This is a genomic window from Alcaligenes sp. GCM10023179, from assembly GCF_042653705.1.
Lineage (GTDB): Bacteria > Pseudomonadota > Gammaproteobacteria > Burkholderiales > Burkholderiaceae_B > Alcaligenes > Alcaligenes phenolicus.
The window spans coordinates 564,536-584,699 of sequence record NZ_JBHSIQ010000003.1; the positions used below are offsets into that span (position 1 = coordinate 564,536).

The 20,164-nt window shown below is 55.0% G+C and carries 20 protein-coding genes; 15 read left to right on the plus strand and 5 right to left on the minus strand.

All coding sequences use genetic code 11. The features are described 5' to 3' along the window. Positions 1-165 precede the first annotated feature (165 nt). From ACFPDR_RS16500 to ACFPDR_RS16525, 6 genes are all read left to right on the plus strand, one after another. Positions 166-438, plus strand: coding sequence for a phenol hydroxylase subunit (locus ACFPDR_RS16500; protein ID WP_009454452.1), 273 nt, complete (start codon positions 166-168; stop codon positions 436-438). Positions 439-461: 23 nt separating this feature from the next. Further along, a complete protein-coding gene (locus ACFPDR_RS16505) occupies positions 462-1,469 on the plus strand; it encodes an aromatic/alkene monooxygenase hydroxylase subunit beta (protein WP_009454450.1) in 1,008 nt (335 codons plus the stop codon). After that, positions 1,469-1,741, plus strand: coding sequence for an MmoB/DmpM family protein (locus tag ACFPDR_RS16510; RefSeq protein WP_003800437.1), 273 nt, complete (start codon positions 1,469-1,471; stop codon positions 1,739-1,741). Before ACFPDR_RS16505 ends, ACFPDR_RS16510 begins: the two co-directional genes overlap by 1 nt. An 18-nt stretch (positions 1,742-1,759) precedes the next feature. Continuing rightward, positions 1,760-3,265 (plus strand): aromatic/alkene/methane monooxygenase hydroxylase/oxygenase subunit alpha, encoded by a 1,506-nt coding sequence (locus ACFPDR_RS16515; RefSeq protein WP_021446663.1) that lies wholly within the window; start codon positions 1,760-1,762, stop codon positions 3,263-3,265. A 65-nt stretch (positions 3,266-3,330) separates the two neighbouring features. After that, positions 3,331-3,693: a phenol hydroxylase subunit P4 gene (locus tag ACFPDR_RS16520; RefSeq protein ID WP_035267737.1), complete on the plus strand. Its 363-nt coding sequence runs from the start codon at positions 3,331-3,333 to the stop codon at positions 3,691-3,693. 15 nt (positions 3,694-3,708) lie between these two features. Beyond that, entirely contained in the window at positions 3,709-4,770 is a 1,062-nt protein-coding gene (locus ACFPDR_RS16525; RefSeq protein ID WP_035267734.1) for an NADH:ubiquinone reductase (Na(+)-transporting) subunit F, read from the plus strand. Between the two features lie 230 nt (positions 4,771-5,000). On the opposite strand, the gene ACFPDR_RS16530 is transcribed toward ACFPDR_RS16525, so the two are convergent. Next, positions 5,001-5,939 carry a LysR family transcriptional regulator gene (locus ACFPDR_RS16530; RefSeq protein ID WP_060185805.1) on the minus strand — a complete coding sequence of 313 codons (939 nt, stop codon included), beginning with the start codon at positions 5,937-5,939 and terminating at the stop codon, positions 5,001-5,003. 453 nt (positions 5,940-6,392) lie between these two features. On the opposite strand from ACFPDR_RS16530, the gene ACFPDR_RS16535 reads away from it, so the two are divergent. From ACFPDR_RS16535 to ACFPDR_RS16565, 7 genes are all read left to right on the plus strand, one after another. After that, positions 6,393-7,745 (plus strand): Rieske 2Fe-2S domain-containing protein, encoded by a 1,353-nt coding sequence (locus tag ACFPDR_RS16535; RefSeq protein ID WP_376911510.1) that lies wholly within the window; start codon positions 6,393-6,395, stop codon positions 7,743-7,745. 3 nt (positions 7,746-7,748) lie between these two features. Beyond that, positions 7,749-8,237, plus strand: coding sequence for a benzoate 1,2-dioxygenase small subunit (gene benB, locus ACFPDR_RS16540; RefSeq protein ID WP_009454444.1), 489 nt, complete (start codon positions 7,749-7,751; stop codon positions 8,235-8,237). Between the two features lie 15 nt (positions 8,238-8,252). Continuing rightward, the gene (gene benC, locus ACFPDR_RS16545; RefSeq protein ID WP_376911512.1) at positions 8,253-9,260 is read left to right on the plus strand and encodes a benzoate 1,2-dioxygenase electron transfer component BenC; all 1,008 of its coding nucleotides are present in this window, start codon (positions 8,253-8,255) and stop codon (positions 9,258-9,260) included. A 64-nt stretch (positions 9,261-9,324) separates the two neighbouring features. Next, on the plus strand, positions 9,325-10,095 hold the full coding sequence (locus ACFPDR_RS16550; protein WP_035267721.1) for a 1,6-dihydroxycyclohexa-2,4-diene-1-carboxylate dehydrogenase: 771 nt from the start codon (positions 9,325-9,327) through the stop codon (positions 10,093-10,095). A 70-nt stretch (positions 10,096-10,165) separates the two neighbouring features. Then, positions 10,166-11,500, plus strand: a complete 1,335-nt coding sequence (locus ACFPDR_RS16555; RefSeq protein ID WP_266108528.1) for an MFS transporter — start codon at positions 10,166-10,168, stop codon at positions 11,498-11,500. 114 nt (positions 11,501-11,614) lie between these two features. Then, complete coding sequence (locus ACFPDR_RS16560) at positions 11,615-12,235, plus strand: LysE family translocator (protein WP_083053936.1); 621 nt, start codon at positions 11,615-11,617, stop codon at positions 12,233-12,235. An 851-nt stretch (positions 12,236-13,086) separates the two neighbouring features. After that, a complete protein-coding gene (locus tag ACFPDR_RS16565) occupies positions 13,087-14,124 on the plus strand; it encodes a LacI family DNA-binding transcriptional regulator (RefSeq protein WP_031232111.1) in 1,038 nt (345 codons plus the stop codon). Here ACFPDR_RS16565 and ACFPDR_RS16570 read toward each other — a convergent pair. From ACFPDR_RS16570 to ACFPDR_RS16585, 4 genes are all read right to left on the minus strand, one after another. Continuing rightward, on the minus strand, positions 14,121-14,825 hold the full coding sequence (locus ACFPDR_RS16570) for a sulfite exporter TauE/SafE family protein (RefSeq protein WP_376911516.1): 705 nt from the start codon (positions 14,823-14,825) through the stop codon (positions 14,121-14,123). The genes ACFPDR_RS16565 and ACFPDR_RS16570 overlap by 4 nt on opposite strands. Next, the gene (locus ACFPDR_RS16575; RefSeq protein WP_239055617.1) at positions 14,822-16,240 is read right to left on the minus strand and encodes an amidohydrolase family protein; all 1,419 of its coding nucleotides are present in this window, start codon (positions 16,238-16,240) and stop codon (positions 14,822-14,824) included. The genes ACFPDR_RS16570 and ACFPDR_RS16575 overlap by 4 nt, the downstream gene beginning before the upstream one ends. Before the next feature lie 11 nt (positions 16,241-16,251). Beyond that, positions 16,252-17,589, minus strand: a complete 1,338-nt coding sequence (locus ACFPDR_RS16580) for a uracil-xanthine permease family protein (RefSeq protein ID WP_035267711.1) — start codon at positions 17,587-17,589, stop codon at positions 16,252-16,254. A 439-nt stretch (positions 17,590-18,028) separates the two neighbouring features. Continuing rightward, positions 18,029-18,358 (minus strand): DHCW motif cupin fold protein, encoded by a 330-nt coding sequence (locus ACFPDR_RS16585; RefSeq protein ID WP_026482692.1) that lies wholly within the window; start codon positions 18,356-18,358, stop codon positions 18,029-18,031. Positions 18,359-18,554: 196 nt separating this feature from the next. Here ACFPDR_RS16585 and ACFPDR_RS16590 point away from each other — a divergent pair, with 196 nt between their 5' ends. Then, entirely contained in the window at positions 18,555-19,349 is a 795-nt protein-coding gene (locus tag ACFPDR_RS16590) for a hypothetical protein (protein WP_376911519.1), read from the plus strand. A 146-nt stretch (positions 19,350-19,495) separates the two neighbouring features. Beyond that, positions 19,496-20,101, plus strand: a complete 606-nt coding sequence (locus ACFPDR_RS16595; RefSeq protein WP_257113498.1) for a hypothetical protein — start codon at positions 19,496-19,498, stop codon at positions 20,099-20,101. Positions 20,102-20,164 lie beyond the last annotated feature (63 nt).

Here is a 20,164-nt window from a genome sequence, read left to right on the forward strand (position 1 = left end):
AATTTTCCTGCCGTCGCCCCTTCGCAGGCCGCATTCCTTCTAGGCCGGGTTTCACCTATCTCTTTAATCCTAAAGGGTTAAATCCTTCAAATTTAAAGTTGGCACGCGGTTTGCTATGAACAGGCTGTGGACACTCATGCAACAGCTTGATCAGGAGGAGAACAGATGTCAGACACGAGCTTGCCCACTTTGACAAAGTACGTACGCGTACGCAGTCCGGCCAACGCCCGTTTTGTGGAATTTGATTTTGCCATCGGCCAGCCGGACCTGTTTGTGGAACTGGTCATGCCCCCGGCGGCGTTCGAGCAGTTTTGCCTGCAGAACAATGTCCAGCCCATGAGCGATGAGCAAATGCGGGTCAATGACGAGAACGAAGAGAAATGGCGTTTTGGTTATGACACTTTGGTCGGCAACAGTCGTCAGGCTGAAGCCCAGTAGGTTTTATTCAGGAGAACAAGAGGATGACATTAGAAATTAAAACGGCCAGTTTGCAGCCCGTGCGGCAAACCTTTGCCAACGTGGCCCGCCGCTTTGGCGAAAAACCGGCCACGCGCTACCAGGAAGCCACATACGACGCCCAGGCGACGGCCAACTTCCATTACCGACCCCTGTGGATGCCGGACAAGACCCTGAACGACCCCACACACACCGCCATTCAAATGAAGGACTGGTATGTGTTCCGTGACCCTCGTCAGTTCTACTACGGTGCTTACGTGCAAAACCGTGCCCGCATGCAGGAATCGGCTGAAACCAATTACGGCTTTTTTGAAAAGCGGGAACTGGCCCAGTATCTGAGCGAGGACGTCAAAGCCAAGGTCACCCGCTTGCTGCTGCCTTTGCGTCACATCGAGCAAACCGCCAACCTGAATTTCATGTCCGGCTCGGCTTACGGGTATGGCACCACCATTACCCAAGCCTGTCTCTATGCCGGGATGGACTCGCTGGGTATGGCGCAATACGTCTCCCGTATTGGGCTGCTGATTGATGGCAATAGCGCCGATTCCCTGAGCCAGGCCAAAGAGGCCTGGATGCAGGATGCGGCCTGGCAAGGTCTGCGCGCCTTGTGCGAAAAAACGCTGGTCCAGAAAGACTGGTTTGAACTGCTGTTGGTGCAGTCCTTGCTGATCAATACCGTGGTGCATCAAGTGGTGTATCAGGGTCTGGTCGCGGATCTGGCCAAGGAAGGCGGCCGCGATCTGGATATGCTGCTGGAGTTCATGCTGGAGTGCCATAAAGACCTGTCCAACTGGAGCGATAGCGTCTTCAAGATCGCGGCGGCTGAAAGTGAGGAAAACAAGCAGCAACTGCAAAGCTGGCTGAATCAGTGGCTGCCACAAGTGCAAGCCGCCTTCATGCCGTACATCCAGGCTGCCTTTGCCGACCAGGCGGATCAGGTCTGGGAGCAAGCGCAGGAAACCATTGCCAAACGCGTCACGAAAGCAGGCTTGAGCCTGGGTGGAGAAGCCTGATGACATCCAAGGTTTATATCGGTCTGCAAGACAACGACATGTCGCGCTACATCGTCGAGGCCATCGAAGAAGACAACCCGGACGCCACGGTGATTTATCAGCCAGCCATGATTCGCATTGAGTGCGTGGGCCAGCTGACCGTCAAGCGCGAGACCGTGGAAGAAAAGTATGGGCAGCAGTGGGACATGCAGGAGCTGCATCTGAATCTGATCACCTTGGGTGGCAACGTGGATGAAGATGAAGACCGCTTGTTTTTGCACTGGAACAGCTAAATCAGAAAAGGGGGCAACATGGCCACGAAAAAACTAAATATCAAAGACAAATATCGCTATCTGACTCGTGATCTGGACTGGGAATTCAGCTACCAGGATCGTAAGGACGCCTTCCCCTACGAGGAGTTTGAGGGCATCAAGATTACCGATTGGTCCAAATGGGAAGATCCGTTCCGTCTGACAATGGACGCGTACTGGAAATACCAGGCCGAAAAAGAAAAGAAGCTGTACGCCATTTTTGATGCCTTCGCGCAGAACAATGGCCAGATGAATATTTCCGACCCGCGTTACTTGAACGCGATCAAGGTGTTTCTGACCGCGGTGACCCCGCTGGAATACCAGGCTTACCAGGGCTACTCCCATGTGGGACGTCAATTCAGCGGCATCGGCGCACGTATTGCGTGTCAGATGCAGTCGATTGACGAGCTGCGTCACGTCCAGACGCAGGTTCACGCCATGAGCCATTACAACAAGTTTTTCAATGGCTTCCAGGACTGGAGCCATATGCACGATCGCGTCTGGTACCTGTCGGTGCCCAAGTCTTTCTTTGAAGATGCCCGCGCTGCCGGCCCCTTCGAGTTCCTGCTGGCGATCAGCTTCTCCTTCGAGTACGTGCTGACCAACCTGCTGTTCGTGCCCTTTATGTCGGGTGCAGCCTACAACGGCGACATGGCCACGGTGACTTTCGGTTTCAGCTCGCAGTCTGACGAAGCACGCCACATGACGCTGGGCCTGGAAGTGATCAAGTTCCTGCTGGAGCAGCACGAAGACAACGTGCCTATCGTTCAGCAGTGGATCGACAAATGGTTCTGGCGCGGCACCCGCCTGCTGTCCGTGGTTGGCATGATGATGGATTACATGCTGCCCAACAAGGTCATGTCCTGGAAAGAAGCCTGGGAGGTCTATTTCGAACAGGCTGGTGGTGCACTGTTCAAGGATCTGGCCCGCTACGGCATCCGCATGCCCAAGTACAGCGAAGTGATCGAAAAAGAGAAAGAGCACATCTCGCACCAGGCCTGGTGGATCTTCTACAACTTCGGTCACGCTGCCGGTTTCCACACCTGGATCCCCAGCGACGAGGAATTGGATTGGTTGAGCGCCAAGTACCCCGATACTTTCGACAAGTACTACCGCCCACGCTGGGAAATGGCCAAGAAGATGGAAGCCGAAGGCAAGCGCTTTTACTCCAGCGGTCTGCCGCAGCTGTGTCAGGTATGTCAGGTGCCCATGACCTTTACCGACATGGAAAAACCCGACGAAATCACCTACCGCCAAAGCCAGTACAAGGGCGAGCGCTATCACACCTGCTCGGACGGCTGCCGCGACATTTTCGAGCACGAGCCTGAAAAGTACATCCAGGCCTGGCTGCCGGTGAACCAGATCCTGCAAGGTGGCTGCGGTGGCCCCGAGCTGGAGAAGATCCTGAGCGACTACTACCAGTTGAACGTGGGTGTCGACAATATGGACTTCAAGGGTTCGGTGGACGAAGCGCGCTGGAACGAATGGAAAGGAGTGACGGCCTAGTCACACGAGAAAAAGGGCAGTGCCTCGGTGGGCACTGCCACTACCTATAAAAATTGGAGATCAATATGGCAGTTACTGCAATTACCCCGGACTACCAAGGCTATGCGCGCGACCAGCAGTCGCACTATGGCGACAGCATGTTGCTGTATATCGGCTGGGACGAGCACCTTTTGTTCTGCTCGGCCAAGGCCTTTCTGGTTCAGCCCGACATGACCGTGTCCCAGATGATCCAGCAACTGTTGCCTGCCGGCTTTGCCCAGCATCCTGACTTTGAGCAGATCGAATGGAGCAAGGTGCAATGGAATTTGAATGGCGAGGCGGTTGAACTGAATCCTGACGACACCCTGGGTTCCAAGGGCTTTGATCACAAATCCTTGTTGCGTTTCAAGACCCCGGGCCTGAATGGCTACAAGGGTACGGGCGTATAAGAGGCGGAGGCAGCAATGACGTATCAGGTAACCGTAGAACCCACAGGTGATGTGGTAGAGGTGGAAGATGGACAAACCTTGTTGGACGCTGCGTTGCGACAAGGGGTTTGGTTGCCTTTTGCCTGTGGACATGGCACGTGTGGCACCTGCAAGGTGCAGGTGCTGGAAGGCTATGCAGACGCAGGCGATGCGTCCAGCTTTGCCTTGATGGATTCGGAGCGGGACGAAGGCAAGCTGCTGGCTTGCTGCTGTCTGCCCGAATCCGATATGGTCATCGAGGCCGACGTGGATGTGGACCCGGATTTCCAGGGCCTGCCTGTCGAGGATTATCAGGGCAAGGTCGTCCTGATTGAAGACTTGTCGCCCACGATCAAGCACATCCGTCTGGAGCTGGATCGTCCGATGGCGTTTCAGGCCGGGCAGTATATCAACCTGCATGTGCCGTCCATCGACAGCACCCGTGCTTTCTCCATTGCGAATCCGCCGTCCATGAGCGGCATTATTGATTTGCATGTACGTAAGGTAGAAGGGGGCGCCGGCACGACCTGGCTTCATGATGAACTGCAAGTGGGGCAGTCTCTGGATGTGTCTGGCCCTTATGGTCAGTTCTTTGTGCGCAAGTCCGACCCGCAAGGCGCCATTTTCATCGCGGGTGGCTCGGGCCTGTCCAGCCCCGAATCCATGATTATGGACTTGCTGGAAGAGGGCGATACCCGTCCTATTTATCTGTTCCAGGGTGCGCGCAATAAAGCCGAGCTGTATCATGCGGATCATTTCTATCAACTGGCCGAAAAGCACGACAATTTCCACTACATTCCGGCCTTGAATGCGCCTTTGCCGGATGATGCCTGGGAAGGCTTTGTGGGCTTTGTGCATGAAGCCGTGGGGCAGTTCTTTGAGCAGCGTTGCTCGGGTAACAAGGCCTACTTGTGTGGCCCGCCCCCTATGATTGAAGCGGCCATTTCCACTTTGATGCAAAGTCGCCTCTTCGAGCGCGATATTCACATGGAACAGTTCCTGACAGCCGCAGATGGTGCTACTGGCAAGGTGCGTTCGGCGTTGTTCAAGCGCATCTAAGCGGTTTTAACTGACTGCCGAGCAGACCTTTTTTCAGTGAAAAGGTCTGCGGCTGGTGGTCGTGAACGCCGCATCTATCTGGCCTTGCAAGAAGCGTTAACGACGCTTTGCAGGGCCTTGTTGTATTAGACGGTGGCAGCTTTGCCGTCTGACCGTATCAGCGCAAGCAGGTGAGGCAGAAGGTTTCGCTGCAAGCCTGAGCAGGCCAGTTGCTCATAGGCTTGCAGCCATCAACAGGGTGGCGGCCCGTTACTCAAGGCGCTGTGTCCCGGAATCAGCCAGGGCGGTTTCTCCGCATACATTTCCTCAATAAAGGCATGCATCTGGGCGATGTACCAGGAGTTGTCGTTTTTCCTGTGGCTGAAAATAATGGGCGAAGTCACTTTCTCGTCGTCAATCAGCCGGTAGACCAGATCACTGCGTATTTGTGCGGCTGAAGGAATCAGGCACAAGCCCACGCCGCCCGCGACCAGTCCCATGGCCGTCTGCAACTCCAGTACTTCATGCACTTCGGTGGGGAAGATGGCGTTGTCATGCAGGATATTCAGCACATGATCGGCAAAGCTGGGGCGTGGGGACTTGGGATACACAATAAAGGCGTGATCGGCGATGACCTGCAAGGACACCGGCCCCCGATTCTTGGCCAAGTCAATTTTCGGCGGAATCGCCAGCACCAGGCGCTCTTCACGCAAGACAGTACGGCACACCGCGCTGTCATGAATACGCACACGTCCAAAGGCAATATCAATGCGTCCGGCGCGCAAGGCGGCGATCTGCTGGCTGCTGGTGAGTTCCAGAAAGTGAAAGCGGATATCCGGGTAGGCGTGGCGGAACTTCTGGATCAGGATGGGCAGGCCACCGTACAAGGTGGAAGCTACAAAGCCGATCGACAACTGCGGGCGCTGGTGCAGACCGACTTCGGTGGTCGCCGCTTTCATGACCTCCACACGATTGAGCAATTGCAGAGATTGCTCGTAAAAAATGCGGCCCGCTTCGGTTAGCTGCAGGGGGCGGCTCTCCCGTGACAGCAGCAAAACATTGAGCTCTTGTTCCAGCAACTGAATCTGTCTGCTGAGTGCAGGTTGGGCAATGTGCAACTGCTCGGCAGCGCGAGTGAAATTGCGCGCTTTGGCGACCGCAACAAAGTAGCGGATTTGTTTCAAGTCCATATGCTTTGCCCGTGGTCCAGGTCCAGAAAATCCGGACCAATATATCACCTATCTCGACCATCCAAGCTTCAAGCATATACCCGACAAGCTCTAGGGTTAACGATAGGTTTTGTTTTTCATGCCCTGCAAGATTCTGATTTTATTGGAAAAAAAACAAACTATAGCATTTTGCTATAGAGCGGGACCGATATTGTATTGGAAGCCTGCTGGAGCAAAGACTGTAATGAACGTCATGCAGAACAGCCCCGAATTTCCTTGTGAAAGTGGGCTGGGCAATATCGGCCCCACGGTGTCCCTATCGGGTTTGATTCAGGCTCAAGGCTAAGCCAGCAATACGCTGCCACGAGTCAGTCCGGTCTCAATCCGGAGCGATTTTTCTTTTCTATCACGCGTACTTGCTATGCCTTCATGGGCATGGGCAGGGACGGCTGCAACTCTCATAAAGGCCACATTATGTCAGTCCTTATGGATAAAACCAAAGATATCAGGCACTTGCTTGATACCGCCCTGGAAGAAAACCAAGAAACAGGCGTGTATCGCTGCCGTCGTGACATCTTCACGAATCCGGATCTGTTCGAGCTGGAGATGAAGCATATTTTTGAAGGTAATTGGGTCTACCTGGCGCATGAAAGCCAGCTGCCCAATGTGAATGATTACTTCACTACCTATATTGGTCGTCAACCCGTGTTTTTGACGCGTGGTAAAGACGGTGGCTTGAATGCCTTTATCAATGCCTGTGCTCACCGCGGCGCCATGTTGTGCCGCCGCAAGCATGGCAATAAGGGCAGCTTTACCTGTCCTTTCCATGGCTGGACCTTCAATAACGCGGGCAAGTTGCTCAAGGTCAAGGACGAGAAAAACACCCAGTATCCCGAGCAGTTCAATACCGAAGGCTCGCACGACTTGAAGCGTGTCGCGCGCTTTGAGAACTATCGCGGCTTCCTGTTTGGCAGCCTGAACCCGGATGTGGTGTCTCTGGACGAGTATCTGGGTGAAACCAAGGTCATCATCGATCAGATCGTGGATCAAGCCCCTGAAGGTCTGGAAGTGCTGCGTGGCAATTCTTCCTATATCTACGATGGCAACTGGAAACTGCAGATGGAAAACGGCGCGGATGGGTACCACGTCAGCAGCGTGCACTGGAATTACTCCGCCACCATGGGTCGCCGAAAAGAGGGCGGCACGCAAGCGGTGGATGCGAACGGCTGGAGCAAGAGCCTGGGTGGCGTGTATGGCTTTGATTACGGTCATATCTTGCTGTGGACCAAGACCATGAATCCAACTGTGCGTCCGGTCTACGAGCATCGCGAGGAGCTGAAGCGGCGTTTGGGCGAGGACCGTGCCGAGTTCATCGTGAATCAGACTCGCAATCTGTGCCTGTACCCGAATGTGTATCTGATGGATCAGTTCTCTACCCAGATTCGGGTAACGCGTCCTATCAGTGTGGACAAGACTGAAGTCACGATCTACTGCTTTGGTCCCAAAGGGGAAAGCGCTGAGCAGCGTGCCATCCGTATCCGTCAATACGAAGACTTTTTCAATGTGTCCGGCATGGGAACGGCAGACGATCTGGAGGAGTTCCGCGCCTGTCAGGAAGGCTATGCGGGTATTGCGGCGCCCTGGAATGATTTGAGCCGAGGTGCGCCTTTGTGGGTGCACGGGCCGGACGAGAATGCCAAAGCCATGGGCATGAAGCCCTTGATCAGTGGCGGGCGTAGTGAAGATGAAGGCTTGTTTGTCTGCCAGCACGAGTACTGGGCCAAGACCATGAGCCAGGCGTTAAAAGTAGAAAACGGGGAGGCCTAAGCCATGAACGCAACGTATCACTCTATTTGCGCTTTCCTGTATCGCGAAGCCCGCTTGCTGGATGACCGTCAGTGGGATGAATGGCTGGAATGCTATAGCCCCAACGCCCAGTACTGGATGCCTTGCTGGGATGATGATGATCAGTTGACCGAAGATCCGCATAGCGAGATTTCCTTGATCTTCTATCCCAACCGTAACGGCCTGGAAGATCGCGTGTTTCGCATCAAGACCGAGCGCTCCGGTGCCTCCACACCCGAGCCGCGTACCGCTCACATGCTCAGCAATATCGAGATTCTGGCCGAGCGCGATGGGCAGGTGGACGTCCGCTACAACTTTTTGACGCTTAACCATCGCTACCGGGTGACGGACCAGTTCTTCGGCACGATTTACCTGACCTTGTCGCCTCAGGAGCAGGGCTGGTTGATCGAGCAAAAAAAGGTAGTGCTCAAGAATGACTACATCCGTCAAGTGATTGATGTGTATCACATTTAAAGCCGGGGGTTAGTCGTGAACAGCTATCGTATTGCGCTGAATTTTGAGGACGGTGTCACCCGTTTCGTGGATTGTGGGGAAGACGAAAAAGTGCTGGATGCCGCGTATCGCCATCAGATCAATCTGCCTATGGATTGCTCGGACGGGGTGTGCGGCACCTGTAAATGTCAGGCTGAAAGTGGTCAGTATGAGCAGGGCGATGACTACATCGAGGATGCCCTGACGCAAGAAGAAGCGGACAAGGGTTTGGTTCTGACCTGCCAGATGATTCCCAAGTCTGACTGCGTGATTGCTGTGCCGATTTCATCGGGCGTGTGCAAGACGGCCGTGGTCAAGTGGCAGGGGCAAGTCTCGGAATGCCGTCAGTATGAGGATGCGGCGTACGAGCTGAAGATTGATGCGGCCGATGAAGCTTTGCCTTTTCTGCCTGGGCAGTACGTGAATATTACGGTGCCCGGCGGACAGGCGCATCGCTCCTATTCCTTCAGCTCTGCGCCGGGCGAGTCGCGCTTGAGCTTCTTGATCAAGCAGGTTCCGGGCGGTCTGATGAGCTCCTGGCTGGCAGCGCAGCCGCTAGGCCAGCAGGTGGAAATGACGGGGCCTTTGGGGAGCTTTTATCTGCGGCAGGTGACGCGCCCCTTGCTGTTCCTGGCCGGTGGTACAGGTCTGGCTCCGTTCTTGTCCATGCTGGAAGTCCTGGTCAAGCAAGGCTGTACGCAGCCTGTGCATCTGGTCTATGGCGTCACCCGTGATCAGGATCTGGTGATGCTGGCAGAGTTGGAGTCCTTTACCCAGCGTTTGCCCGGCTTTAGCTACACCACCTGCGTGGTGGACCCGCAATCCAGCCACGAGCGCAAAGGCTACGTGACCCAGCATCTGGATCCGGCGCATTGGCATGAAGGGCAGGTGGATGTGTACCTGTGCGGGCCGCCACCCATGGTGGATGCCGTCAGCCAGTTCATTGATGCGCAAGCCCATGCTCCCGCGAATTTCTACTACGAAAAATTCATTACCAGCCAATAAATGTATTCAGACAGCGCCCCTTTGCGGGGCGCCCTGTGTTGGATGACTCCTACAAGGAAAGATCATGACTGCGCCTGTGCGTTTTCATCAAAAAGTGGCCATTGTGACGGGCGCGGCCCAAGGCATTGGCCGTCGTGTTGCCGAGCGCTTGCAGGCTGAAGGAGCCTGGGTACTGGCCGTAGACCGATCCGAGCTGGTGCGGGAACTGGCCAGCGAGGCGGTCCTGACACTGGAAGTGGATCTGGAAACCGTTGAAGGTGCTCAGGCTGCGGCCCAGGCGGCGCTGGATAAATGGGGACGTATTGATATTTTGATCAATAACGTCGGGGGAACGATCTGGACGCGCCCTTACGAGCACTACACACCGGCACAGATCGAGGCCGAGATACGCCGTTCCCTGTTTCCAACCCTGTGGTCCTGTCATGCCGTTTTACCCAGCATGCAGGAGCAGGGTAGTGGTGCCATTGTGAACGTGTCCTCGATTGCCACTCGCAGCATTAACCGCGTGCCGTATGCAGCGGCTAAAGGGGGCGTCAATGCCTTGACCGCCTCATTGGCTTTTGAGAATGCCCAGCGCGGCATTCGGGTTAATGCTGTCTCGCCTGGCGGGACCGAGGCTCCGCCACGGCGTATTCCCCGCAATACCCAGAACCAGGACGATCCCCAAGAAGCGATCTGGTATCAGCAGATTGTGGATCAGACCGTGGCCAGCAGTTTGATGAAGCGTTACGGGAGCCTGGATGAACAGGCCGCCAGCATTTTGTTTTTGGCCTCGGATGAGGCGTCGTATATCACCGGCACTGTTTTGCCAGTAGGAGGCGGCGACCAGGGCTGATCAAACGATGCGCGCGGCTGGTAGAGCGAAGGGCATCAAGACAAAAAACTCCATTTGGGGGAGACAAATCATGAAAACACTAGACGTTAATGAAGTGATTGAGCAGGCGCGCTTCGGGCGCTTTCACTGGATGGTGATGAGCCTGTGCGCCTTGTTGTTGATATTCGATGGCTATGACTTGTTTATTTACGGTGTGGTTTTGCCGGTGCTGATGGACGAGTGGAATTTGACGCCGGTGCAAGCGGGGGCCTTGGGTAGCTACGCCTTGTTTGGCATGATGTTTGGCGCGTTTGTATTTGGGCCGCTGGCAGACAAGATTGGCCGTAAAAAGGGCGTGACGATCTGCTTTGCCTTGTTCAGTCTGGCTACCTTCCTGAATGGCTTTGCGAGCTCACCGACCGAGTTTGGTGTCTACCGCTTTCTGGCCGGCTTGGGCTGTGGCGGCTTGATGCCCAACGCTGTGGCTTTGATGAACGAGTATTCGCCCAAGCGCTCGCGTAGCACCTTGGTCGCCATCATGTTCAGCGGCTATTCATTGGGTGGCTTGTTGTCGGCAGCGATTGGCATCTACATGCTGCCTCGTTTTGGCTGGCAGTCCATGTTTTTCTGTGCAGCCATTCCGTTGTTGCTGCTGCCTTTTATTGTCTGGAAACTGCCGGAGTCACTGGCGTTTCTGATGCGCCAGGGGCAAGAGGAAAAAGCACGCCGCATTGTGCACACCTTGGCCCCTGAAATGGGTGTGTCCCAAGATACCGTCTTGACCTTGCATGAGCAGAAAAAGACGGGTGTGCCCATGCTGGATCTGGTCAAGGAAGGGCGCTTGCTTGGCACCTTGATGATTTGGGTGGCGTTTTTCTGCTGCCTCTTGATGGTCTATGCACTGGGTTCCTGGTTGCCAAAATTGATGGCCAACGCGGGCTATAGCCTGGGTTCCAGCTTGTCCTTCCTGGTGGCCTTGAACCTGGGCGGAATGTTTGGTGCGATTCTGGGTGGTTGGCTGGGGGATCGTTTCAGCTTGCCTAAAGTGGTGGCCTGGTTCTTTCTGGTGTCGGCGGTGTCCATTACCTTGCTGGGTTTCAAGAGCCCGACTCTGGTGCTGTATGTGTTGATCGTGATTGCCGGTGCCACCACCATTGGCACGCAGATCCTGCTGTACGCCAATACGGCGCAGTTCTATCCCTTGTCCATGCGTTCCTCGGGACTAGGTTGGGCTTCAGGCGTGGGGCGGATCGGTGCGATTGCCGGGCCTTTCCTGGGCGGCACGCTGATGGCGGCCAAGTTGCCCTTGCAGATGAACTTCATGGCCTTTGCCGTGCCGGGTGTCGTGGCAATGCTGGCTTTCCTGATGTTTATGGTGTCCTTGCGTTCATCGCCTAAAGTGGCGCTGAATGCCGTGGCCGGTTGAGAGGGCTGAATTTTAAAGCTGACTGGAGTAAAGTGCATACACACTGTTTTCAATCGACGAATGCCAGCCTTTCAAATTGAATGGCTGGCATTATCTATGGAGCCTGCCGGAATCATGACCGCTAGTAGTCTTTTGCTGTTTCTGCCCGCCTGTTTTGCCCTGAATATGGCCTTCGGACCTAATAATCTGCTGTCCATGACGGTAGGGGCCAAGCAAGGGGTGTCGACTGCCATGGTAGCGGCCATGGGGCGTCTGGTCGCCTTTGCCATCATGATTGTGGTGGCGGCCTTGGGGATGGGAACCTTGTTGATGGTTTCGGAGACGGCCTTTACCGTGGTCAAGCTTGCGGGAGCGGCGTATCTGATCTGGCTGGGTATCAAGGTGCTGCGTGCCAGTAGCAAAACATCAGCAGAGCAAACCGAGGTGAGCAAAAAAGATATCTGGGGCCTGGTGCGCCAGGAGTTCTTTGTGGCTATCGGCAATCCTAAAGCCATTCTGATCTTCACCGCCTTCTTCCCGCAGTTTGTAGATATGAACAACTATTGGGCTAGCTTCATGACACAGGGTGTGATTTTCCTGCTGCTGGAAGTGATCGCGATTGCGGCGTATGCCTATGTAGGCACTCGTTTGTCCGGCGTGATGCAAAATGCGCGTGGTCTGCGTTGGGTGAACCGCATTAGCGGCAGCATGATGATAGGTTTTGGCGTGATCCTGGCCATGGCTCGACGCTCCTGATGTAAGCCCCGATCTGGGGGCACAAGTCGGAAAATAAAAGGCTCTCCTTGCGAGAGCCTTTTTGATGTTTCTATTTGTACAGGGTAAACACTGAATATGCTATTTAGTGCTTGAAGTTTGTAAATTTTTTGTTAGGATAAAAATTCGTTCTAGGCTTTCTCGATTAAATAAACAGCAGGAGGTTTGGATATGAATGACACGCCCATGAACTGGCCCAGTGATTTTCCGAGCAAACACGATTCAATATAAAACCTCAAAAAAAACGGAGACCGTTAACTAGCCAGGCCGCCCTATGGGCGGCTTTTTCATTGGCGCCTTAATGCTATGATTTTTAGATCGATATGTCTTGAGATTGAGCTGCCCGTTTATTGATAAGATTCAAATTTTGAATTGCTCAGGATTGGAAAGTTTCACTGGGCTACCTTAAATTAGGTTTTATTGCATTTTAATGCATGGAGTGGTTTGGAAAAATACGGAGCAGGAAAAGAATGAATGACATCAAGGCCTTGTTTGCTTTGTGTTTTTCCCTGCTTCCTGCTGCTTGTTCCTGTATCGCCGTCACTTATCCTGGCGATCCCGAAGGAGCCACTGTCGTTTGCAATGGCAGTGCCTATGGCGAGACTCCACTGATAATTAACGGTCTGCTGGAGGGGGCGTCGAAATGTTAGTGTCCCCTTGAGTAGGTATTAACTTGTAATATGGCTCCTGAACGAGCTTGACCAAACACTCTAGCTAAGATTCTTTGTTTTTAAATTTGGCTGATCTTGGCTGATTCACTGTTTTGCTCTACGTAAACAAGCTCCTAGGGCTATGCTATTTTCCTCTCTCTCCCTTTTCTGATTGATTCAGCCTTGCCACGTTCCTCTGCTACCCCCCCTCGTCGTATCACCATCCGCGATGTCGCCAAGGCGGCAGGGGTGTCTTTGACTACGGTTTCACACGCTTTGAATGACAGAGGGGTGGTGGACCCGTTAACGCGTGCCAAGGTCAAACAGATCGCGGCTGATATGGGCTATAGGCCCAATGTACGAGCGCAGCGCTTGCGCTCGGGGGCGGCCAACAGCATTGCCCTGGTATCGTCCATGCCTTTTGCCGTGTCGGGTGGCGTTTCGCGTCTGGGCTTCATGATGGAAGTGGCGGGCATTGCGGCCGAGGCGGCCATGCGGCGTGGCCTGGCTCTGGTGTTCGTACCGCCTTTGGAAAATGCCCAGGCCTTTCTGGAAGGTCTGGATATTGATGGGGCGATTTTGTTGGAGCCCATGACGGATGATCCCAATGTGCGCTTGTTGCAAGAGCGTGGCGTGGCCTTGGTGTCGATTGGGCGTCAAGGCGGTAGCGTAGACAGCATTCCCTTTATTGATCTGCAATCGACCGCAACCGCGCATTTGTTATTGAATCACTTGTGGGAGCAAGGACGGCGACGTATCGCCCTGGTGCAAAGCAGTGCCGCACGTGACTCTTACGCCAGCCATAAAAAAGCCTACGAGAATTTCGCTGCAGCGCACGCCATGCCAGTGCGCTATATGCAGGTAGAGGAAAGCTTGGGTGAAGCCGGTGGATTTGATGCCTGCGCCCGACTTTTAACACAGTATCCTGATACGGATGCCTTATGTGTGCCTGTGGATGCCTTTGCAGTGGGCGCCTTGGCGGCTGTGCAGCAGGCCGGTTTGCGTGTCCCGCAGGATGTAATGATCGCCACCCGTTACGATGGCTTGCGTGCCCGTACCGCAGAACCGGCGTTGACAGCTGTGGATCTTCATCTGGAACAAGTGGCAACCCTGGCGGTAGAACTGCTGTTCGAGCATCTGTCGGGTGATAAGAGCCGCCTGTCGGCTTTGGGCCCAAAGCCGGAACTTCGGGCCCGTGCCTCTACACAGCTGGACGATTAAGTCAGCATGACGGCCAGACCGGAGACGGTCGCAAACACCAGAACTCCAATGCGCAAACGGCGTTGATCCAGCTTGTGATGTACCAGGCTGCTCAAGCCCATCCCCAGCAGCAATACGGGCAGGCACAACACGGCGTAGCTCAGGTGGGACCACTGTAGCGCGCCGGAGATACCCAGCACGGCCAGCGAAATCACTTCCCCCACCAGAAAGCACAAGGCAACTGTCGAGCGCAAGGTGGCGACAGGGGCGTGCTGGTACACCAGAGCCAAAGGCGGGCCACCAATGCCGGTGGCGGTTTCAGTGATGCCGGTGACCAGACCTGTGGCAATAAAGGCCTTCTTGCCGGGCGTGAAGCTGGGAGCCAGCACCGACGCCAGTACAGCCAGCAAGGTACTGATACCGACAAACTGGTTTAACCAGTAAGTCGACAGCACCAGCAAAATCCCCAAACCGGCAAAAGTCCCTGCAAAACGTCCGACGGTGATCCAGCCCGCTCCGCTGCGGTCGATCGCCCCACGTTCACGCCAGGCAACATAGGCGTTCAGCGGCAGCATCAGGAACAGGAGCGCTCCTGGTATGGCCTCGGGATGAACCAAAGCCAGTACCGGGACTACGATCAGGGCAAAACCCATCCCGCTGGCACCCTGAATAAAGGCACCCGCCAGCACGGCGGCAAAAGCAATCAGCAAACCCACTGTCATGCCAAGGCCTTTTCCTGCTCGGCGTGACGCGCCAGGTGTTCGGTGGATGGGGCGTGCAGCTTGCGGATATCCGATTGCGCGACCGCATGGCGAGCCAGCTCACGGACCTCTTCCAGCAAGGGCAGGGGATCCCAATCCACAGGCTGGCCTTCCCACAGACGCAGCTTGCCTTGGACAACGACAGCCCGAATCTGATCGCGAGCAGCAATCCGAACCAGTTCCCAAGGCAGATCCCAGGAGGGCGTCATCTCGGGCACTTGCAGATCGACCACGAGGAAGTCGGCTTGGGCGCCCACCCGAATCTGCCCGGTTTGAGCTCCCAGGCCTATGACTTCGGCCCCCCCTCGGGTCGCCATATCCAGCCAGGTCCAACCCGCACCGCAAGAGGAGTCACCCACCATCATGCCGAAGGCAAAGCGTTGTGCCGCCTCGCCATAATCCATCATGCGAAAGGCATCGCTGCGAGTGCCGTCCGTCCCCATGCCCAAACGTATGCCTTGAACGCGCATGGCTTCGGCAGGAGCGACGGCATTGCCTTTCCAGGCGCTGGCAACCGGGTTGTAGGAAACGGCAGCGTTCAAATCAGCCATCAGCCGGATTTCGCTGGGGGTAACCAAGGTGGCATGGGCCAGCAAGGAAGCCGAACCCAGGGCACCAATATGGGCAAGATGCTCGATCGGGCGACGACCATGGGCATTCAAGGAACGCTCCACCGCGACCAAATGCTCGTTGGCATGGGTCTGGAACACACGGCCCGCTTCTTCGCTCATGGAATAGATACGATGCAACATCGCATCACTGGCGGCTTCGGGAATAGAGATAGCCAGTGAAGGGCTGATCAAGGCATGGTGCTCCCATTGCTGAAGGTGGGCCTGGGCGCGAGCCACAATAGGCTCGGCGTCCAATAGTACCGCGCCGTGCTTGTCGTTGCAGATCAGGCCCAGAACGCAGCGTATACCTACGTCTGTGGTGGCTTGCACAATAGCGTCCAGATCTTCGGACGATCGCGTGCCAGCGTCGCAAACCGTCGTGAAACCGCCCCGCAAGGCTTCCAGTGCCGACAGCTTGCTGGAGGCATACAGATGGCGAGCGTTCAAGGTGCTTTCCAGTGGCACCCAGACCCGGCGGAAAATCTCCGAGGGTTCGCCATACACCAGCGACTTCCCATATGACTGGGTGACGTGATGATGTGCATCCACAAAACCGGGCATCAACAAATGACCGGGCAAGCTCAGACGTGGCAGCCCAGGGTGACGGGCGGCAATCTCTTCTACCGTGCCAATATCGCTGAAGCGACCTTCTTCAATCAGGACAGCGTGTCCGCTGACAGGTCCTTGCGGCAGCAAGAGGTGTTCGGGTTCCAGAATGCGGGCCTGAGCCAGGTCGTGGGATTGAAATAAAGATGCGTGATTCATGGCACAGCTCATCAAGAATGTTGAAGGGGAGCGGGTTTGGGCGAGCGCTGGCCGAGGTGAATGAACAGGTAGTTCAAAACAGCCGCCGTCAGCGCACCCATGGCAACGCCGTTGGACAAGAGCAATCGCACTTGGGAGGGAAGTTGGTCGTAAATGCCGGGAACGACGATGGGCAGCAAACCGACCGCCAGAGCCGTGGCAACCACATACATGGCGGCATGGCCGCGCAGGTCTACCTTGCGCAACATGTCTATGCCCATGGTGCCGACGATGGCAAAGACCACCAGCCCGGTTGCGCCAATGACAGAGGCAGGAATGACGCTGATCAGCGCGGAGAGCGGCGAGAACACACCAAACAGAATCAGGAACAGCCCACCGACGGCCGTGACATAGCGGGAGCGCACTTGGGTCGCGCGAATGATGCCGATGTTTTCACCACTGGTAATGATCAGCGAGGTCCCGAAAATACCGCCTAGCAAAGAAGCCAGCCCGTCGCCACGGATCGTATTGGGGACTTGTGCCTGTTGTTCGGCCTCGTTTTCCTTGCCCAGGACCTCATTCAAGGCAATGGTCTGGCCAGTGGCTTCCACCATGGAAATCAAGGTGAACAGCAGCAGCGGCAAAGCGGCGATCAGATCAAAGTTGGGCGGGCCAAAGGGGAAAGGCGATGGCAGGGCCAGCAGTGGGCCACTGCCCACGCCGCTCAAGCTGATGTCGCCCATCAAGGCAGCGGACAAGGCACCCACAATCAAGCCCAGCAAGATAGCCAACTGGCGGCACATGCCCTTGAGCAAACGGGCAAACAGCACCGTAGACGCAATGGTGATCAGGGCCAGCAGCAAATTGTCGGTATTACCGAAATTGGCCGAGCCGGGTGTGCCGGCAATTAATTTGCCGGATATCTGCGCCAGGTTGATGGCAACCAGCAAGAGCATGATGCCGATGACCAGCGAAGGGAAGTAACGCAAAAAGCGTTTGAAGATGGGGACGATCAGAAAGTACAGCAGGGCGGACAGAATCACCGCCCCGGAGGCGGTGGGCAGATCGGTTTGTTGCGCGATCAGAATGAACAGGATGATGGGCGCACCACCGGGCAGCATCACAAAAGGTAGTTTGGCGCCTATACCGGCTGGGCCGAAGGATTGGATCAAGGTGCCTATGCCACAGACCAGAAAGGTGGCGCTCAATAGCTGAGTGGTCAGGGCAGCATCAAAGCCCAGGGCCTTGCTCATCAAGAACACGGCGGCGATAGGGGAGGCGGCCATGACCAGTACGTGTTGCAGCCCGAAGGCAATCATGCGCTGAGGGGAATACAGCTCATCCACTTGCGCAGTGGGGGTGTCTTTCATCAGTGTCTCCTGTGCTGCATTGTCAGGTGCTAAAGAGCCTGCTGCAGTCCTTTAGGTTTTTATCGAATTTATGAGTAAAACGATTTGGTTTTGATTTTATGCTCAACCAAAACGTTTTGGTAGTGTATTTATGCTTGGCTGAAAAGTCGATGCACAAATCAAATAAGGATTATTTCTGCAGGCTGAACTAGCCTGTTGGAGGCAGAGGCAGAGGCAGAGGCAGAGGCAGAGGCAGAGGCAGAGGCAGAGGCAGAGGCAGAGGCAGGGCGCGGCATGGCGAGGGCCACCGTTACGGGGAGTGAGGCGATCGCTGGTTGAAAAAGCGGGAGGGGCAAACTATGAGGCGTAGAGGACAAAAATGAACGTCAGCACAGAGGGATTGTTTACCCTTTAGATAGCCAGTTCCGACCATCTAAAGGGTGTTTTTACGTAACAGGCTTTAATCCACGATGTAGAGTTTGGCGCCCGTCTGGGTGGAAGAACGGTGCGGCTCGGCATTGTCAGCCACATGGTAAGACTGTCCCGGTTCCAGGGTGAAGCGGCGGCCGTCTTCCAGTTCGGTATCCAGCCGGCCTTCCAGACACAGCAACATATGGCCCTTTACGCACCAGTGGTCGGCCAGATAGCCGGGGCTGTATTCCACCATGCGTACGCGAATGGGGCCAAATTGCTGGGTGCGCCACAGGGCCATGCCTGTTTCGCCTTTGTGTTCTGTAGGAGTAATGTCGGACCAGTTAACGGTGCAAAAGGGTAGGTTCTGAATATCCATGCTTGCGGCTCGTGAGGAGGAATGACGTTTATAGTAGGCCTCTTTGTGAGGCTTGGTTTGTTGCCTTACTGATTTTTCCTGATACAGGCAATTTCAATTTAGAAATTTGCTGACGTCACAAACGCAGAGAGATCAGGAATACTCGCGCTCAACAGGGGCTTGTCATGGCACTTGTACTGACAAAAAGGGGAAGCGCATGAGTCTGTCTCAATCAACATTATTCGCACGGCACCGTGGACGGTGGAGCGTGCTGGCCGCTGCCTTGTTGCTATCAGCTTGCAGCAGTGTGCCTCAACAATCGGCACAGCGTGAGGCGGTCTCAGCGGCAGCCCCACAAACGGCCTCGACTTTGGGTACGCAATGGGGAGAAGGGCGTGAGTCACGGGCCTATTCGGTTCAGGCTCAGCGCGTCGAGCCTCTGCGTGATGAGCTGCAATTAGCCTATTCCGATGAACGCAGTATTCGCCAGGCTTTGGGCCAAAACCTGGATGCCCAGCGCAGTATTTTGCTGGATCAAGGCAAGGTGGAATTGTCTGTGCATGATGGGCGCGACGCGCCTTTGACAATTTTCAGCAGCATCGGGCAGAAAAACTATCAGCTGGCGGGCAAAGCAGGGGAACGTTACGTTCTGGTCTATACCAATCGCAGCGCTACGCCTTATGAAATCATCACCACGGTAGATGGTCTGGATGTCTTGTCGGGCAAACCGGGCAGCCGCAGCTATAACGGCTATCTCTTGCAGGCCGGGGCCGTCTTGCGTATCGAGGGCTTTCGTAAAAGTGCTGACGAAGTGGCTGCTTTCCGCTTCTCGGGCAAGGACCGGGCTTACGCGGCGAACGCTCTGGCAGGTGACAGACGCAATATCGGTGTGATTGGTACGGTGCTTTACGAAGTGCGCCCGGTGACTCCGGCTCAAGCTGCCGTGCCGTCGCCCAATCCTTTTCCTGCTGACAAAGGCAATGGGCAATACGCACCTGCGCCGCGTTATTAAGACTTGACCGCTCTCTTTGGCAAAAGAGTAGATGGATTTTGACGAAGGGACGAAAGATATTCACGCAAATAACAGGGCTCTTAGCGGGAAATTACGCGCTTGGAGCCCTGCAATGACTCTGTTAAGGTGTGCCAGGATTAGCCACTTTGCAAGGACAGCGCGTGCCGCCAGAGTTGATCCATCCAGAGCATTTTGTCCACGTACGCATCATCATTGGCATGGTGCTGGGTATCAGCATTTCCAGACTGATCGTAGGCGTCTCTGAATTCATCCAACACCCCAAAGCCAAGCGTGTCTATCCCATTCACTTGGGGTGGGTGCTGTATCTGTTCCTGACGATTATCCATTTTTGGTGGTATGAATTCAGTCTGGTGAAAGTGCAGGTCTGGTCCTTTCAGCTGTATTTTTTCCTGATTTTGTATACCTGTGTGTTTGCCATCATGGCGTCCTTGCTGTTTCCGTCCAATATGGAGGAATACCGCGGTTTCGAGGATTATTTCCAGACCCGGCGGCGCTCGCTTTACGGCTTTTTCGTGCTGATTCAGCTTATGGACCTGGTCGATACAGCCATTAAAGGAAAAGAGTATTTCTTGTCGCTGGGTATGGAATACCCCTTGCAGCAAGCCGTGTTCATTGTCATGGGTCTGATCGCCATGGTAGTGCCCAGCAAGCGCTATCAGGCGGCCTTGATGGTGCTGACGATAGTCTATAAAGGGCTGTGGATTTTCCGTTTGTACGATATTTTGAATTGAGTCAGCCGCTCGTTTTTTCGGGTTCTATCTGTCCTTAAAGGCGCAACGGTTTTCTCCGGCTGC

Coding starts and splice junctions, on each gene's coding strand:
- ACFPDR_RS16500 (WP_009454452.1), top strand. CDS start 166: ATGTCAGACACGAGCTTGCCCACTTTGACAAAGTACGTACGCGTACGC.
- ACFPDR_RS16505 (WP_009454450.1), top strand. CDS start 462: ATGACATTAGAAATTAAAACGGCCAGTTTGCAGCCCGTGCGGCAAACC.
- ACFPDR_RS16510 (WP_003800437.1), top strand. CDS start 1,469: ATGACATCCAAGGTTTATATCGGTCTGCAAGACAACGACATGTCGCGC.
- ACFPDR_RS16515 (WP_021446663.1), top strand. CDS start 1,760: ATGGCCACGAAAAAACTAAATATCAAAGACAAATATCGCTATCTGACT.
- ACFPDR_RS16520 (WP_035267737.1), top strand. CDS start 3,331: ATGGCAGTTACTGCAATTACCCCGGACTACCAAGGCTATGCGCGCGAC.
- ACFPDR_RS16525 (WP_035267734.1), top strand. CDS start 3,709: ATGACGTATCAGGTAACCGTAGAACCCACAGGTGATGTGGTAGAGGTG.
- ACFPDR_RS16530 (WP_060185805.1), bottom strand. CDS start 5,939: ATGGACTTGAAACAAATCCGCTACTTTGTTGCGGTCGCCAAAGCGCGC.
- ACFPDR_RS16535 (WP_376911510.1), top strand. CDS start 6,393: ATGTCAGTCCTTATGGATAAAACCAAAGATATCAGGCACTTGCTTGAT.
- benB (WP_009454444.1), top strand. CDS start 7,749: ATGAACGCAACGTATCACTCTATTTGCGCTTTCCTGTATCGCGAAGCC.
- ACFPDR_RS16550 (WP_035267721.1), top strand. CDS start 9,325: ATGACTGCGCCTGTGCGTTTTCATCAAAAAGTGGCCATTGTGACGGGC.
- ACFPDR_RS16555 (WP_266108528.1), top strand. CDS start 10,166: ATGAAAACACTAGACGTTAATGAAGTGATTGAGCAGGCGCGCTTCGGG.
- ACFPDR_RS16560 (WP_083053936.1), top strand. CDS start 11,615: ATGACCGCTAGTAGTCTTTTGCTGTTTCTGCCCGCCTGTTTTGCCCTG.
- ACFPDR_RS16570 (WP_376911516.1), bottom strand. CDS start 14,825: ATGACAGTGGGTTTGCTGATTGCTTTTGCCGCCGTGCTGGCGGGTGCC.
- ACFPDR_RS16575 (WP_239055617.1), bottom strand. CDS start 16,240: ATGAATCACGCATCTTTATTTCAATCCCACGACCTGGCTCAGGCCCGC.
- ACFPDR_RS16580 (WP_035267711.1), bottom strand. CDS start 17,589: ATGAAAGACACCCCCACTGCGCAAGTGGATGAGCTGTATTCCCCTCAG.
- ACFPDR_RS16585 (WP_026482692.1), bottom strand. CDS start 18,358: ATGGATATTCAGAACCTACCCTTTTGCACCGTTAACTGGTCCGACATT.
- ACFPDR_RS16590 (WP_376911519.1), top strand. CDS start 18,555: ATGAGTCTGTCTCAATCAACATTATTCGCACGGCACCGTGGACGGTGG.